12 protein-coding genes are annotated in these 14,795 nt (G+C 68.1%); 5 read left to right on the top strand and 7 right to left on the bottom strand.

Features of this window, described 5'->3' with window-relative positions:
- Window positions 1–86: 86 nt before the first annotated feature.
- Window positions 87–416, bottom strand: coding sequence for an RNA chaperone Hfq (locus BKK79_RS22695; protein ID WP_071018462.1), 330 nt, complete (start codon window positions 414–416; stop codon window positions 87–89).
- 920 nt (window positions 417–1,336) lie between these two features.
- On the opposite strand from BKK79_RS22695, the gene BKK79_RS42075 reads away from it, so the two are divergent.
- The 4 genes from BKK79_RS42075 (at window position 1,337) to serC (ending at window position 8,189) form a co-directional block, all read left to right on the top strand.
- Entirely contained in the window at window positions 1,337–3,346 is a 2,010-nt protein-coding gene (locus tag BKK79_RS42075; RefSeq protein WP_071038861.1) for a methyl-accepting chemotaxis protein, read from the top strand.
- 309 nt (window positions 3,347–3,655) lie between these two features.
- Entirely contained in the window at window positions 3,656–5,137 is a 1,482-nt protein-coding gene (locus BKK79_RS22685) for an MDR family MFS transporter (protein ID WP_232346493.1), read from the top strand.
- Window positions 5,138–5,829: 692 nt separating this feature from the next.
- Window positions 5,830–7,095 (top strand): ATP-grasp domain-containing protein, encoded by a 1,266-nt coding sequence (locus BKK79_RS22680; protein ID WP_071038857.1) that lies wholly within the window; start codon window positions 5,830–5,832, stop codon window positions 7,093–7,095.
- Complete coding sequence (gene serC / locus BKK79_RS22675; protein ID WP_071038856.1) at window positions 7,095–8,189, top strand: 3-phosphoserine/phosphohydroxythreonine transaminase; 1,095 nt, start codon at window positions 7,095–7,097, stop codon at window positions 8,187–8,189. The genes BKK79_RS22680 and serC overlap by 1 nt, the downstream gene beginning before the upstream one ends.
- A 55-nt stretch (window positions 8,190–8,244) precedes the next feature.
- Here the strand turns inward: serC and BKK79_RS22670 are convergent, their stop codons facing one another.
- Genes BKK79_RS22670 through BKK79_RS22655 form a run of 4 tightly spaced genes read right to left on the bottom strand, consistent with a single transcriptional unit; the run spans window position 8,245 to window position 12,233 of the window.
- Window positions 8,245–9,180, bottom strand: a complete 936-nt coding sequence (locus tag BKK79_RS22670) for an oxygenase MpaB family protein (protein WP_071018471.1) — start codon at window positions 9,178–9,180, stop codon at window positions 8,245–8,247.
- Between the two features lie 53 nt (window positions 9,181–9,233).
- Window positions 9,234–10,256, bottom strand: coding sequence for a cytochrome d ubiquinol oxidase subunit II (locus tag BKK79_RS22665; RefSeq protein WP_071018473.1), 1,023 nt, complete (start codon window positions 10,254–10,256; stop codon window positions 9,234–9,236).
- The gene (locus BKK79_RS22660) at window positions 10,253–11,620 is read right to left on the bottom strand and encodes a cytochrome ubiquinol oxidase subunit I (RefSeq protein ID WP_071038855.1); all 1,368 of its coding nucleotides are present in this window, start codon (window positions 11,618–11,620) and stop codon (window positions 10,253–10,255) included. Before BKK79_RS22660 ends, BKK79_RS22665 begins: the two co-directional genes overlap by 4 nt.
- 13 nt (window positions 11,621–11,633) lie before the next feature.
- Window positions 11,634–12,233: a GbsR/MarR family transcriptional regulator gene (locus tag BKK79_RS22655; RefSeq protein WP_071018477.1), complete on the bottom strand. Its 600-nt coding sequence runs from the start codon at window positions 12,231–12,233 to the stop codon at window positions 11,634–11,636.
- An 87-nt stretch (window positions 12,234–12,320) separates the two neighbouring features.
- Between BKK79_RS22655 and BKK79_RS39245 the strand changes: the two genes are divergently transcribed.
- A complete protein-coding gene (locus tag BKK79_RS39245; protein ID WP_442873315.1) occupies window positions 12,321–12,539 on the top strand; it encodes a Tn3 family transposase in 219 nt (72 codons plus the stop codon).
- Between the two features lie 91 nt (window positions 12,540–12,630).
- On the opposite strand, the gene BKK79_RS22650 is transcribed toward BKK79_RS39245, so the two are convergent.
- The gene (locus BKK79_RS22650; RefSeq protein WP_071038854.1) at window positions 12,631–13,743 is read right to left on the bottom strand and encodes a porin; all 1,113 of its coding nucleotides are present in this window, start codon (window positions 13,741–13,743) and stop codon (window positions 12,631–12,633) included.
- 44 nt (window positions 13,744–13,787) lie between these two features.
- Complete coding sequence (locus BKK79_RS22645; protein WP_071018481.1) at window positions 13,788–14,765, bottom strand: Bug family tripartite tricarboxylate transporter substrate binding protein; 978 nt, start codon at window positions 14,763–14,765, stop codon at window positions 13,788–13,790.
- Window positions 14,766–14,795 lie beyond the last annotated feature (30 nt).

Raw genomic sequence — 14,795 nt, 5'->3', positions numbered from 1 at the left:
GTTATCGACAGGGCGGGAAGAAGATTTAGAGTGATCTTCGCGTCGAATCTGCAAGCGGGGCATTCCGGAGCCCGGCGGGCAGGGAACTAGCCCCGCCGGCGGCCGCGTGGAATGAAGAGATCGACGAACTCGGGCGAGTTGATGGCCTCGTCCCGGTGGGCATCGAAGGGAGAGTTGGCGGCGGCGGCCGGCATCACCCAGGAAATGGCGTGCTTGTATACCACCTGCGGCTGCTGGTCTTGTACATGCTTGCCCAGCAGCAGCACGTAGTCGTCCATGCGCAGCACCAGGCCCTGCAGGCGGACGCCGTTGGAGAGATGGACGACGACCGGCGAGTGCGTACCGTAGTGCGCGGCGTAATGGAGCGACTGCAGTTTTCGCTTGCTGCGGGTTGGCCTGGTTACCTTCTTGTGCACGGCTTCTCCGGAAGAGCCCGAACGGGTCCTGGCGGCTGACTACGCTTCGGGGATCGGTTCCAGGCTTCGCTGCGGGCGAGAGCAGGGCGGAAACCGCGGCAACCCGATGGCGGCGAGGGATGAAACATTCGCTCTCGGTGCCGGCGCAAGGGCCGCAGGGGCTGACCGTCTCGGCGCGCATCGGGCAGGGTCCGTTGCGGGACGCTGGGCTGCCCTGCGGCTGGGGCCGAGAGGTGTCGCCAGGAGAGAAGGGGAACACTTCAGCCGGCGAGAGTAACAAAGTTTTTCGGAGATTGACTCAGTCCTCACTCTCGTCATTTAGAGGTTTACCTCTAAAACGCAGCGTGAGAACCGTGAAATGTTATCTGCTGGTATCTTCCGGTGCCGGACTGCCGGTTCTGGCGCATGACTCCCGGACCACGTCGCTGCAAGGCTTGGCGGCCGGGAGGGGGCGTCTTCTTTGCGCTGGCAAGAGGTGCGCGTCATCCTTCCGTTCACAAAAAAGTGGCAGAAGCTACACCTGCGCCATCCGGGGTTTCCCTGATGGAAGCAGGATTTACACCTCATGTAAGCGCGTTTATATTCACAGCAGAGCCGTTCGGCTCTTGGCAGTCCTCGAAAGCCTACGAGCACCCCGCGCGTGGGCTTCTTTTTTTGGCCCTCTGCATGGATACATCGCGGCCGGAGCCGCGATGTCCTGCTTCCGGCGTTGTCCGGGGTACCTCATCTGTATTAGACGCGCCGCGCTGTCCTGCCCATTGGCGGAACAGGCGGCGCTTTCCCCCTCTATTCGTTTTTCCGCTCAAGGTGGCGCATGGCGCGGCCGTTAGCGCCGCTTGCGTCGGCGTCTGCCTTGCGGGGCCATGCCGGCGCGTGTGCGTTCATAACGTAGAGACCGAGGATCGAGGAGGATTGAGCAGATGCGTTTGCGCAATGTCGGCATCGGCTTCCGCTTGTCGGGGGCTTTCGCGCTGGTGGCGGTACTGCTGGTGGCGGTCGCGCTGGTCGGGGCGTTTTCCCTGCATGCGCTGAATGTATCCATGCACCAGACTGTCGAGCAGCGCTTGTTCAAGGTGCTGGACCTGGACCGGGTCAAGGAGTCGGCGCTGACCATCGGGGTGATGGTGCGCGATGCCACGCTGAGCGAGGATCCCACGGCGGTGGAGCGCAATGGTAATCAGATCGATGTCCTGCGCCAGCAGATGTCCGCCACGCTGGACGAGCTCGATCGCGTGCTCAATGCCAGCGGCAGGCCGGAGGTGCAGGAACGCATGCGTGCCTTGAAGTCGGCGCGTGACACTTACAACGGCCAGCTCGACATGGTGCTGAGGCAGTTGCGCTCCGGCGAGTTCGCCGGGGCGCGGGCATCGCTGGTGGCGACGCTGCCGGCTGCCCAGGCACCCTACTTCGAGCAGCTCAACGGACTCGCCGCGACCGGCCGCGAACTGGCCGTGAGCGCCTTGCGGGATGCCGATACCAGCTATGCGACCGCGCGCAACCTGCTGGCCGGCCTGACGCTGGTGGCGGTGCTGCTGGCGGTGGTGGCCGGGGTCGCCATCACGCGTTCCATCACCGCGGCCGCGCGCGAGGCGCTGGCGGCCGCCGAGGCGCTGGCCCAGGGGCGGCTGAACCATTCCGTCTCCCGGCACGGGCGCGACGAACTGGGCCGCATGCTGGAGGCGCTGAATCGTGCCTTCGGCCAATTGTCGGCGCTGGCGCGCGGGGTGCAGGGCGCCTCGGCCTCGATCGGTGCCGCCACTGACGAGATCTCGCGCGGCAATACCGACCTGTCCCAGCGCACCGAGGAGCAGGCCGCCTCGCTGCAGCAGACTGCCGCCTCGATGGAGCAGTTGACCTCCACCGTGCGGCAGAACGCCGACCACGCCAACCAGGCCAACCAGCTGGCCGTCGGCGCGTCGGCAGTGGCGGACGCCGGCGGGCAGGCGGTACGCGCGGTGGTGCAGACCATGCAGAGCATCTCGCAATCCTCGGCGCGCGTGACCGAGATCATCGGCGTGATCGAGGGCATCGCCTTCCAGACCAACATCCTGGCGCTGAACGCCGCGGTCGAGGCCGCGCGCGCCGGCGAGCAGGGCCGCGGCTTCGCCGTGGTGGCATCCGAAGTCCGCAGCCTGGCGCAGCGCTCCGCGGCCGCGGCCAAGGAGATCGGCGAGCTGATCACGGCATCGGGGCGCCAGGTGGACGACGGTGCGCGCCAGGTCGAGCATGCCGGCCGCACCATGGACGAGATCGTGGCGTCGGTGCGCCGCGTGACCGACATCATGGGCGAGATCTCGGCCGCCACCCAGGAGCAGTCATCGGGTATCGAGCAGATCAACCGCGCCGTGGCGCAGATGGAAAGCGTGACGCAGCAGAATGCCGCGCTGGTGGAGCAGGCCGCGGCGGCGGCCGACAGCCTGAAGGGGCAGGCGGCGCGGCTGGTCGACGAGGCCTCTCGCTTCGAGGTCGGTGCCGCGCCGGCGGCGCCGGTATCGGTCGCGGCGCCATCTACGCCGTCCACGCCATCCGCGTTGGCCGCGTCCGCATGGACCCGCCAGGATCCCGCGCCGGCCCCGGCGGCGCCGCGCCGGGCCGCCGTGGCGCGCCCGGCCGCCGCCCCGGCGATTCCCGCGCGTGCGCGAGCGAATGCGGGCGCAACGGCCGGCAAGCCCCCCCAGCCTCCCAGGGCCACCGGGTCCGCCAGGGCCGCCAGGACCGGGAGCGAAGCGGCCTTCGCCGCCGCTGAGCCGGCCCGCCAGCCGGTGCTGCCCAGCAAGGCCCGCCCACCGGTGACGCGCAAGCCGCAGGATGGTGTGCTGCCAGCGGCCAGGCGCGAGGCATCGCGCCCCGCCGCCGGCCGGCCGGTGGCGCAGGCGCCACGGCGGGCCGCCAGTGTGGAGCATGCCAGCGGGGACTGGGAGAGCTTCTAGCCGAGCTTCCAGCCGCGCGCCGGCCCCGCCGCCCCATGCTGCGGCCGGCAGCGCGGCCGGCTTCAGCCTACAATACCGGCTTCGCTTGCCCCCAACACAAAAAACAGCAGCAACGGCCGGGGCAGCAGGGCGCGGCATGGCTCACGGCGCGTCTTCACGCGCTTCGCCGCGCGGCCGGCCGTGCCGCACTCTCCCGACATGACAGTCCGTCCCCCCGACACGCCGTCCGCCCAGGGCGGCGCCGCCGCGCCTGCCTCCGCTTCGCCTTCCCTCGCACCCTCGTCCGCTGCGCCGCCCGGCGTGCCGGTCATGCAGGTGATCTTCGGCCTGATGCTGGCGATCCTGCTGGGCGCGCTGGAGCAGTCCATCGTCGCCGTGGTGCTGCCCGAGATCGCCATGCAGCTGAACGGCTTCGAGGTGATGGCCTGGGTCATTTCCGCCTACCTGGTCGCCTCCACCGTGGTGACGCCGATCTACGGCAAGCTGTCGGACCTGCTGGGCCGGCGTTCGGTGCTGACCTTCGCCATCGCGCTGTTCCTGCTGGCCTCGCTGGCCTGCGCCATGGCGCAGACCATGCCGCAGCTGATCCTTGCCCGCATCCTGCAGGGCCTCGGCGGCGGCGGCCTGATCTCGGTCTCGCAGGCGACCATCGCCGACGTCGTGCCGCTGCGCGAGCGCGGCCGCTACCAGGGTTATGTCAGCGGCGTGTGGGCGGTGGCCAGCATGGCCGGCCCGGTGATCGGCGGCTACCTGGCCCACTACCTGTCCTGGCGCTGGATCTTCTGGATCAACCTGCCGCTGTCCCTGCTGGCGCTGGTGGTGGTGCGCCGTGCGCTGCGCCACCTGCCCGCGGGCGGGCGCCGCCACCGCATCGACTACCTGGGCGCGCTGCTGTTCGGCGGCGGCCTGAGCGGGCTGCTGGTGTTCCTGACGCGCCTGGGCCAGGGCCAGGCCGCCACCGCGCCGGCCTCGCTGGCACTGCTGCTGGCCGGCGTGCTCGGGCTGGCGCTGTTCCTGTGGCAGGAGCGCCGCGCCACCGATCCGATGATCCCGCTGGGCATGATGGGGGTGCCGACGGTGGCGATCTGCTGCGTGACGCTGTTCCTGTGCTTCTTCCAGCTGATCGCCATGTCGGTGCTGCTGCCGCTGCGCTTCCAGGTGGTGGGCGGCGCCCACGCCGATACCGCGGCGCTGCGCCTGGTGCCGCTGACGCTGGCGATCCCCTTCGGCGCCTTCATCTCCGGTCGCCTGATGTCCTGGAGCGGACGGTACAAGCCGCTGCAGCTGGTGGGGGCGCTGGTTGCGCCGGTGGCCATCCTGGCGCTGGCCTTCGTCGACCCGCGCACCACCTGGCTGTGCGCGCTGGTGATGAGTGCGCTGGGGCTGGCCATCGGCCTGCAGCTGCCCAGCGCCCTGGTGGCCACGCAGAACGCCGTGCCGCCCAGCCAGGTCGGCGTGGCGACCGCGTTGACGGCCTTCTCGCGCATGCTCGGCGGCGCCGTGGGCGTGGCCGTGCTGACCACCATCCTGATCGCCCTGCTGCGCCATAGCGGGGTGGGAGTGGCCGAACTCAAGGGGGGCGAAGACGTGCTGATGAGCATGTTCCATCGCGCCATGTCCGGGGCCGGCGACGGCGACGCGGCCGCCGTGCGCCAGGCCGCTGAGCAGGCCTTCCGCACCCTGTTCCTGCTCAGCGCGGCGGCCTCGCTGCTGTCGCCCTTCCTGGTGGCCCGCCTGCCCGAAGCCGCGCTGCGCGGCTCCGCCGGCAGTTCCGCCGCGGTTGCCGAGTAGTTGCGGAGTTGCTGTCCGATAGCTGCCGGATAGCTGCCGGATAGCGTTCACCGCCGGCCGCGGATCAGCGGTCACCGGCCAGGTCCGCCTCGATCGCCGCCTTTCGCCGCCTTTCGGCGGCTGCCCGGCCGGATGTCACCCGGGCAGGCCGTTGTCCGCCCGGCCGCCCGGGCACGGGGCGTGCGCTATCCACGCTCCGGCCGGCAAACGCAAGCTTGCGTCAATTCCCATGTCTTTTCATTCGATTGCGGGCCGGTGGCCAGGGGTACCCTTGTACTCCAACTACCCGGCCCGGCCGGCGCCGTGATGCTCGCGGGCGTCGTGTCGCTGCCCGCCGCCCGCCTGCCGGTCGGTACAAGCCAATGAAAGGAATCGTATGAGTGAACAGGCAAGGCGCCGTGGTGCCGTCGTGCTGAGGCTGGTCTCATCCCGTGCGCAAGCGGTTCCCGTTCCGGCGCCGCTTGGCCGCGGCGTGCCGTCGGCTTCGCTTCTGCGGGGGTGGTTCGAGGAGGAGGTCGGTTATGTGAGCGAGGCGGCTTCCTTCTCCGGCGCATGCGCGCAAGCCGGTCCAGGCCGCAGCAACTGAACGTTTCGCGGCGACCGCGCCGGCGGCCGATGCCGCCGCCCGTTCCGCGCGGACCGCACCGGCCGAACCGACCGAACCGACCGAACCCATAGGCAACCGGGCACCCATGACCCCCATCGAAACCGACGCTGTCGACCAGCGTCCGCCGCATTCGCCCGCATACCAGCCGCTCGGACTGGCCACGTTGCTGAGAAAAGCCGTAGCAGGCGAGGACCTGACACCGGTCGGCGCGCACCTGCTCGAGTACTGCCAGGCGCATGACGATCCGCAGGCCCTGCTGGACCTGGCCCTGGTACTCGAGATGAAGTATGAAAAGGATGCCGCCCTCGACGTCCAGAAACTCGCGCTCCATACCCGCACGCACTATCGCCTCAAGGAGGCGGTGGCACCGCGGCCCGTGCGTCTGCTGGCATTGAAGGCGCCGGGCGACCTGATGGCGAACACGCCGTTCGAGTGCCTGCTCGCCGGCGCGGACATCCAGGTCGAAGCGCTCTATGTCGACCCCGGCCTGGCGCCGCCCGCCGCCTTGCCCGAGCATGATGTCCTGCTGGTCGCCGCGTGCGCGCTGGATGCCAATGCCGGCGCGCTCGGACGGGCGGCCGAGCTGATCGCTGCCTCGGCGCGCCCGGTGCTCAACCGGCCCGAGCACATCGCCCTGACCACGCGCGAGGCCGCCTATGCCCTGCTGGGCAAGCTGCCCGGCATCGCCATGGCGCATACGGTCCGCGTCGGCCGCGAGCGCCTGCTGGCCGCCGCCAGGGGCGAGTGGAACCTGTCGCAGGAAGTCGACGGGCAGTATCCGTTCATCGTGCGTCCGGTCGGCTCCCACGCCGGCAAGGGCCTCGCGCGGGTGGCGGACGAGGCGGAACTGCGCCAGTACCTGGAAGGCGCCGAGGCCGATACGTTCTACGTGGCGCCGTTCATCGACTACAGCGGCGCGGACGGCCTCTTCCGCAAGTACCGCATCGTCCTGATCGACGGCGTGCCCTACGTCTGCCACATGGGTATCTCGCGCCACTGGATGGTCCACTATCCCTACGAGGAGATGATCGCCCACCCGGAGCGCAGGGAAGAAGAGGCCCGCTTCATGGCCGACTTCGATACCGGCTTCGCCGCCCGGCATCGCGACGCGCTGCAAGGCATCGCGGCGCAGTCGGGCCTCGACTATATCGGCTTCGATTGCGCGGAGGCGCCCGATGGCCGCCTGCTGATCTTCGAGGTTGCCACCGCCATGGTCGTGCACGACATGGACGACCCCGCCACCTTCCCCCACAAGCCAGCGCAGATGCGCAAGGTATTCGAAGCGTTTGCCGGCATGCTGCTGCGCGCGGCATCCCGGTCCAGCCCTGAAACCAATCATCGCGACCACTGATGAACCCGAACCAGCTCAACTTCTCCGGCGGCCCCGGCGCGCTTCCCGAATCCGTCCTGGCGCACACCCGCCAGGCCATCGCGGCCTTGCCCGAGACCGGCATCTCCGTGCTGGGCATGAGCCACCGGTCCGAGTGGTTCCGCGACATCCTGCTCGAGGCGGAGAACAACCTGCGCCGCCTGCTCGGCCTGCCCGAGGACTATGCCGTCGTCTTCATGCAAGGCGGCAGCAGCCTCCAGTTCGCCATGATCCCGATGAACTTCGCCGGGGAGGGCTTCGGCCCGCCGGCCTACATCGATTCGGGCTACTGGAGCAAGCGGGCCTCGCTGGAAGCCGCGCGCGTGCGTCCGAGCCAGGTGATCTGGGATGGTGCCGCGACGGGCTATCGCGAGCTGCCCTCGCTGGACCGGCTGGAGATCGATCCGGCGGCGGCCTACCTGCACTATGTGTCGAACGAGACGGTCGAGGGACTGCAGTTCGCCGCGCCGGAGCGGATGGCGCCGGTGCCGCTGATCGCGGACATGTCGTCGGATTTCCTCTCCGCGCCGCTGCGCACGGATCGCTATTCCATGATCTACGCGCACGCGCAGAAGAACCTGGGGCCATCCGGCGTGACCGTCGCCATCGTCAAGCGCTCCTTGCTGGAGCGCATCCCCGCCGGCCTGCCGGCGATCCTGGATTTCAGGACGCACATCGCCAACGGCTCCAACTACAACACGCCGCCGGTGTTCGCCATCTATGTGCTGACGCTGGTCACGCGCTGGCTGCGCGACGAGATCGGCGGCCTGGAGGCGATGCAGCGCATCAACCAGCGCAAGTCGCGCATGCTGTACGAGACGCTGGAAAGCCTGGGCGACGCGGTCTCGATCCACGCGAGCCGGCCGTGGCGCTCGCAGATGAACGTGGCGTTCACCTTCGGCGATGCGCGGCTCGACCAGGCCTTCATGGCCGAGGCGCGCGAGCAGGGCATCGTCGGGCTTGAGGGGCACAGGTCTATCGGCGGCCTGCGCGCCTCGCTCTACAACGCGGTCACCGAAGGGGCGGTGCGGACGTTGACGCAGGCGATGGAGTCCTTCTGCCAGGCGCACGCCTGAACCTGCCCGGCCGCATTGCCGGCTGAGCGCCGCGGCCCTGCCGGGCGTGCCGGCGTCAGGATGCCGGCGGGCGTGCCGCGCGGCGCCGCGCCCGCGCGGCCAGTCCGGGGCCCAGCGCCCAGCGCAGCGCCGGCGCCAGCAGGTGCATGCCGGCCAGCGAGGCCGGGCGGCGCACCGAGGCGCCGTGCAGGCCCAGCTGCCGGCGCGCCCAGTCGGGCAGCAGGGCGATGCCGGCGTCCGCCATGATGCGCACGGCCGGCACCAGCAGCGGATTGGCCACCGGCATCTGCATCACCAGCCGCACCACTTCATGGGTGCGCTCGCTGGCTTCCAGCTGCGGCCGCATCGCCTGCAGGTAGTCGGCGATGGCGGCGCGCGTGCGCGGCACCCCGGTGGCGCCGAGTAATTCGGCGATACGCGCCTGCTCTGCGTAGTAGCTGTCCTGCTCGGCCACCGACAACGGTCCGACGTAGCGCAGGTAGGCGGCCAGGAAACTGGAGACTTCCGCCACGTGCACCCAGGTCAGCAGGGCGGGGTCGTCCGCCGCATAGGCACGGCCGTCGGGCGCGGTGCCGCGCACGCCGGCGTGGATGCGCCGCACGCGCTCGATCAGCGCCAGGGCATCGGCGCGGCTGCCATAGGTGGTGCCGGCGATGAACTGCGCGGTGCGTCCGAGGCGGCCCTGCATGTCGGTGCGGAAGGTGGAGAAGTCCCACACGCCGGCCAGCGCGAGCGGATGCAGCGTCTGCATCAGCAGCGCGCTGACACCGCCTGCCAGCATGGCGGGAAAATCCGCGTGCACCCGCCAGCAGAGCGCCGCCGGGCCGAACAGGCCGGGGTCGCCGGGCGGGTTGTCGTAGTCGAGGCTCAGGCCGGAATTGCTGCGTGTGAGCGCGCGCACCTGGGCGCCGGCTCGCTCGCGCAGCCGTGCCAGCAGGCGCGGCGCCAGGCCGTTGGCAAGGGAAGGGTCGGGACGGTGCAGGCCTTGCATCGAAGTCGGGGAAGGGCAGCCGGCCGGCCTCGCGGGCGGCCGGCTTCACATCTTCAATAATAATGCAGGTCGGTGGCCTTGCCCCAGAACACGCGGTAGGCGTAGACCGTGTAGCCGAGGATGGTGGGCAGCACCACGGCGGCGCCCACCAGGATCACACCCAGCGATTCCGGTGCGCTGGCGGCCTGCCAGATGTCGATGCGGTCGACCACCAGGAAGGGGAAGAGGCTGTAGGCCAGGCCGTTGAAGGCCATCAGGAAGATTGCGGCGGTCGCCGCGAACGGCACCCAGCACCAGCGCTCGTTGCCGGCGTCCAGCAGCGCCGGCATGCGGCGCAGCAGGCGGTCGACGATGACGAACAACGCCACCGTGACCAGCGGGACCGGGGCCAGCAGGATGAGGTTCGGCAGCGAGAACCACTTGTCGAAGATGCGCTCGCTGACCAGCGGCGTCACCACCGAGACCGCGCTCACGCCCACCGCCGTCAGCCACAGGCTGCGCCGTGCCCAGTAGACCGCGCGCCGCTGCAGCCGGCCGCTGCTCTTCATCACCAGCCAGCCGGCGCCCAGCAGGCAGTAGCCCGCCACCAGGCACAGGCCCACCACCACGGCGAACAGCAGGTTGGGCAGGTCGTAGCGGAAGCCGGTGATGTACAGGCCCAGCATCAGTCCTTGCGAGAAGCCAGCCAGCAGCGAGCCGGCATAGAAGGCGGCATTCCACCACGGCTTGTGGTGGGCACGCGCCTTGACGCGGAAATCGAAAGCCACGCCGCGCAGGATCAGGCCGGCCAGCATCAGCGCCACCGGCAGGTAGAGGTTGGTCAGGATCACGCCGTGGGCGAGCGGGAAAGCGGTCAGCAGCAGGCCAACGCCCAGCACCAGCCAGGTCTCGTTGGCATCCCAGAAGGGGCCGATGGAGGCGATCATGGCGTCCTTCTCGGCGTCGTCGGCGCGGCGCAGCAGCACGCCGACGCCGAGGTCGTAGCCGTCGAGGATCACGTAGATCAGCATGGACAGGCCCATCAGGGCGAGGAATACCACCGGCATCCAGCCGGAGGCCTGGCTCAGGTCGGTCATTGCGCGCTCCGGAAGTGGCTGGGCATCATACCGCGGGGAATATCGGCCTGCGCGTCGGCCTCGCCGGCCTTGCGCGCCAGGTAGAACACCACCGAGACATAGGCCGCGATCAGCGCCGCGTAGAGCGTCAGGTACATCACCAGGGTGCTGCCGATCATGGTGGCCGGCACCTTGGAGGCGGCCTGCGCGGTGGTCAGCACGCCGTACACGAGATAGGGCTGGCGGCCGACCTCGGTGACGTACCAGCCGGCCACCAGCGCCACCCAGCCCGAGAAGGTCATGGCCATCAGCGCGCGCGCCAGCCAGCGGCGCGGCTCGCGTCCGCGCCGGGTCTGCCAGGCGGCCAGCCAGGACACCGCCAGCATCAGCAGGCCCATCCCCACCATGATGCGGAAGGCGAAGAACACCGGCGCCACCGGCGGATGGCGCTCGCCGAAAGCGTCGAGGCCCCGGATCTCGCCATCGAGGCTGTGCGTCAGGTAGAGCGAGGCCAGCTTGGGAATGGCGATCTCGAAGTCGTTGCTGCGCGTGCTGGCGTTGGGCAGGCCGAACAGCACCGCCGGGGCGCCCTTCCCGGTCTTCCAGATGCCTTCCATCGCCGCCAGCTTGGCCGGCTGGTGGTGCAGCGTGTTGAGTCCGTGCAGGTCGCCGGCGACGATCTGCAGCGGGATCAGCACCGCCGCCAGCACGACGCCGGTGCGCAGCGTGGAACGGACCTCGGGCGCGCGGTCGCCGCGCAGCCAGCGGTAGGCCGAGATGCCCGCCACCAGGAAGGCCACGGTCAGGCCCGAGGCCAGCAGCATGTGGACCAGGCGATAGGGGAAGGACGGGTTGAAGACCACCGCCAGCCAGTCGGTGGCGTGGGCGCGCCCGTCGATCATCTCGAAGCCCGCCGGGGTCTGCATCCAGGAGTTCAGTGCCAGGATCCAGAAGGCCGACAGCGTGGTGCCGCCGGCCACCAGCAGCGTGGCGACGGTGTGCACGCGGTTGCTGACGCGCCGCGTGCCGAACAGCATGATGCCGAGGAAGGTGGCCTCGAGGAAGAAAGCCGTCAGCACCTCATAGGCCAGCAACGGACCGGCGATATTGCCGACCGTCTCCATGTAGCCGGGCCAGTTGGTGCCGAACTGGAAGCTCATGGTGATGCCGCTGACCACACCGAGCGCGAAGGTCAGCGCGAAGACCTTGACCCAGAAGCGGTAGGCGGCCATCCAGCGCGCGTCGCCGGTCTTGTTGAAACGCAGCTTGAAGAACAGCAGGACCCACGCCAGCGAGATGCTGATGGTGGGGAAGAGGATGTGGAAGGTGATGTTGGCGCCGAACTGCACGCGCGCCAGCATGACCGGGTCGAGCTCGGAAAACATGGGGGGCGACTCCTTACTGCTTGCTACGGGAAGACTTGCCGCTGCCGGCCGCGCGCGTGGCTTTGCCGCCAAGGGCGCCGCTCAGCTTGTCCTTGGCCTCGAGCAGCCGCGTCACGCGCGAACCCAGGCGCATCAGCTTTTCCAGCGTGGCGACATCCAGCCTCTGCATGTCGCCGAACCAGCTCGTCACCAGCAGGATCAACTGGTACATCTCGGTCATGCGCTGTTGCGCATGGCGGTCGTCGGGGTCGGCGGGGGATTCGAGCTGCACCTCGCGCAGCATCGACAAGGTGGGGTCGATCTCACGCCGGCGGCGCTCCTCCGCCAGCGTGCGGAAGATGGCCCAGACATCGTCCGGCGCGGAGAAATACTCGCGGCGGTCGCCGGGCTGGTGGCTCAGCTTGACCAGGTGCCAGGACTCCAGCTCCTTCAGCCCGATGCTGACGTTGGAGCGGGAAAAGCCCAGGGCCTCGGCGATCTGGTCGGCATTGAGCGGCCGCGCGGCGGTGAACAGCAGCGCGTAGATCTGGCCGACAGTGCGGTTGATACCCCAGCGGCTTCCCATCTCGCCGAAATGCAGGACGAAGCGCTGGACCAGGGGCGATAGCTGCATGATTGTCTGTTTTGAATTTTTAGTAATTTATGAAAGTTTAGTGGGGAATGCGGATTGCTGCACTGCATATGGGCGGGGTGGGACAAGATGTCGCGGGTGTCGCGTCCCACATGCCACGTCCCACAGTTAGCGGGTTTTATCTCGACAGTGCGGGCTCTGATGCGCTTCGGCGCGGCGGCGAAAGGTCAACCCGTCTATGAGGCTGGTGTGCATCTCGGTCGGCTGTTCCGCACGATCTTCCTCATCGACGCTTCCACCAATCCTCTGTTCCACCATGAGATGCAGCATGCAGCATGCATGCCTTGAGCCGCGGCGAGGCGGCTCACACGTTCCAGCGAGCCGTGCGACGAGTACGCAGAACTCAGCGCCTACAGACGGTGCTGGCGACGCGCTGGCATCAGAACCGGTGGCGCAGGCCGATCGCCACGCCCGTCATGCTGTTCTTGCCGGCGGCAAGGTAATAGCCGTTGGCGAAGTTGATTGCGGAAGTGTCAAAGTTCAGTCCGGAGTGCCTGGCATAGGCGGTGGTGAGATAGATATCCGTACGTTTTGAGAAGGCATAGTCCGCAATAAACGAAAGCTGCCACGGATTCTTGACCTTTGTACCGGCCAGGTTCTTCACGTCGTCATAGTAGTAGCCGAGCGTCAGCGTGAGGGCAGAGGCTGCCTTGTAGTTGATGCCGACCCAGTAGTAGTCATCCCGCAAGAGGATTGCATCGGTGGCGCTCTTGTTCAGCCCCCAGCGATATCCGCCCATGATTTTTGCCGGACCCGCCTCGTAGCTGGCCGCGACGGCGAACTTCCTGAAGCTGCCGGTTGCGCCCGTCGTGGCGGAAAGCGTAGGGTTGTACTGGTCATAGACGGCGGTCGCGCCGAACGATCCCTCGGCATAACTGAGCGCTCCACCATAGCCTGTGTCGCGACGGAACTGGCCGGCAACTTCGCCGGCACCTGCGGCACCGTTTCCGAAGGACCAGTAGGCGTTGGCGGTCAGCCCGCCAAAGCTGCCGACATACTTCACGACATTGTCGGAGCGGTAGTTCAAACCGAGCTGAAGGCCGAGAGGCTCGTACTGAGAGCCGTACTTGGTCGGGGAGAAATCCGATAAGGCGTTGAAAATCGAGGTGTACTGGCGCCCGAACGTGACCGTGCCGATGCCGTTGCGCTGCAGGCCGACATAGGCTTGACGGCCAAAGAGACGCCCACCTTGCTGCATCCTGCCGTCGTCGCTTGAAAAGCCGCTTTCCAGCACAAAGAGGGACTTCATGCCGTCGCCCAGATCTTCGGTGCCCCGCAGACCCCAGCGCGAGCCGGACAGCCCGCCGGAGGCCATGGCGAACCTGTTGCGAGATGGGCCAGGGAATCCTTGCTGAGTGGGTGGGATTGCCGAGAAATTGCTGACGTACTCGATATTGGTGTCGACGAGCCCGTACAGCGTGACATTCGATTGCGCGACCGCCTGCCCCGAGGCGGCGCCCAGCAAGGTTAAGAGTCCAAGCTTCTTCTTCATTACACATGCCTCCTGAGTATTTTGTTCTTGGTATTGCTGCGGCACTACTGAACCTCTACTCCCGTTCGTCTGGCCACTTCGGCCCATTTCTTCTTTTCCTCCCTGACGAACGACTCGAACTCCAGCCTGCCCGCTCCGGCACGCGCGAAGCCGAGGCGCTGGAATTGCGCCATCACTTCAGGCCTCTCCAGCACTTTGCTGATCTCCGCGTGCAGCCGGTCCACGATTGCCGCCGGCGTTCCGGCTGGCGCGGCGATGCCGATCCAGCCCACTGCCTCGGCGCCGGCAAAGCCGGCTTCAGCCAAAACCGGGGTGTTTGGCAGGAATGGCGAGCGCCTCGGCGCTGCCACGCCGAGCGGCCGCAGCTTGCCCGATCGCACAAGCGTCAGCGAGCCGGGAACCGTGTCGTACACCGCGGCGATAGTCCCGCCGAGCAGCTGTGTCGTTGCCTCGGTATTGCCCTTGAAGGGCACATGGTTCAGTTTGATGCCGCCATGCATCGCCAGCGATTCCATGGCCAGTTGACTCGTGGTGCCGGTCGATCCATAGGCAAGCTCGCCCGGCCTGGCCTTGGCCGCGTTGATGAAGTCGGCCAAGGTCCTGTAGGGCGAGTCGGCGCGAACCAGAAGGACTTGCGGCGTCGTGGCCAGACTGGCGACGTACACGAAGTCCTTGATCGGCTCATAAGGTACCTTCCGGAACACCGCCGGCGTGATCACCAGCGGGCCACTGCTCGCGATCAGCAATGTGTAGCCGTCAGGCGCCGCCTTGGCTACGGCGTCAGTGCCGATCATTCCGCCCGCGCCCAGCCTGTTCTCGACCACTATCGGCTGGCCAAGGGCAGTGGCAAGTCCTTGAGCCACCGTCCGCCCGATGACGTCGGCAGCCTGGCCGGGGGCCGCCGGACTCACGAGCCGGATCGGCTTGCCGGGCCACGCTGGCTGTGCGTGCAGGAGGGCAGGCACGAGTGCCGCCGCACCGACCAGAAAAGCAGTCAGCAGCCTGAATTGGGTACGTTGCATGAGGTAGCTCCGACGAATGATGGAAGAATC

The sequence above is a fragment of the Cupriavidus sp. USMAA2-4 genome (assembly GCF_001854305.1).
Lineage (GTDB): Bacteria > Pseudomonadota > Gammaproteobacteria > Burkholderiales > Burkholderiaceae > Cupriavidus > Cupriavidus malaysiensis.
This window is presented reverse-complemented; position numbering and strand designations above follow the sequence as displayed.

What these genes read in the sequence shown, in the direction of transcription:
- BKK79_RS42075 (WP_071038861.1), top strand. Translation starts at nt 1,337, where the DNA reads ATGCGTTTGCGCAATGTCGGCATCGGCTTCCGCTTGTCGGGGGCTTTC.
- BKK79_RS22685 (WP_232346493.1), top strand. Translation starts at nt 3,656, where the DNA reads ATGCAGGTGATCTTCGGCCTGATGCTGGCGATCCTGCTGGGCGCGCTG.
- BKK79_RS22680 (WP_071038857.1), top strand. Translation starts at nt 5,830, where the DNA reads ATGACCCCCATCGAAACCGACGCTGTCGACCAGCGTCCGCCGCATTCG.
- serC (WP_071038856.1), top strand. Translation starts at nt 7,095, where the DNA reads ATGAACCCGAACCAGCTCAACTTCTCCGGCGGCCCCGGCGCGCTTCCC.
- BKK79_RS22670 (WP_071018471.1), bottom strand. Translation starts at nt 9,180, where the DNA reads ATGCAAGGCCTGCACCGTCCCGACCCTTCCCTTGCCAACGGCCTGGCG.
- BKK79_RS22665 (WP_071018473.1), bottom strand. Translation starts at nt 10,256, where the DNA reads ATGACCGACCTGAGCCAGGCCTCCGGCTGGATGCCGGTGGTATTCCTC.
- BKK79_RS22660 (WP_071038855.1), bottom strand. Translation starts at nt 11,620, where the DNA reads ATGTTTTCCGAGCTCGACCCGGTCATGCTGGCGCGCGTGCAGTTCGGC.
- BKK79_RS22655 (WP_071018477.1), bottom strand. Translation starts at nt 12,233, where the DNA reads ATGCAGCTATCGCCCCTGGTCCAGCGCTTCGTCCTGCATTTCGGCGAG.
- BKK79_RS39245 (WP_442873315.1), top strand. Translation starts at nt 12,321, where the DNA reads ATGTCGCGGGTGTCGCGTCCCACATGCCACGTCCCACAGTTAGCGGGT.
- BKK79_RS22650 (WP_071038854.1), bottom strand. Translation starts at nt 13,743, where the DNA reads ATGAAGAAGAAGCTTGGACTCTTAACCTTGCTGGGCGCCGCCTCGGGG.
- BKK79_RS22645 (WP_071018481.1), bottom strand. Translation starts at nt 14,765, where the DNA reads ATGCAACGTACCCAATTCAGGCTGCTGACTGCTTTTCTGGTCGGTGCG.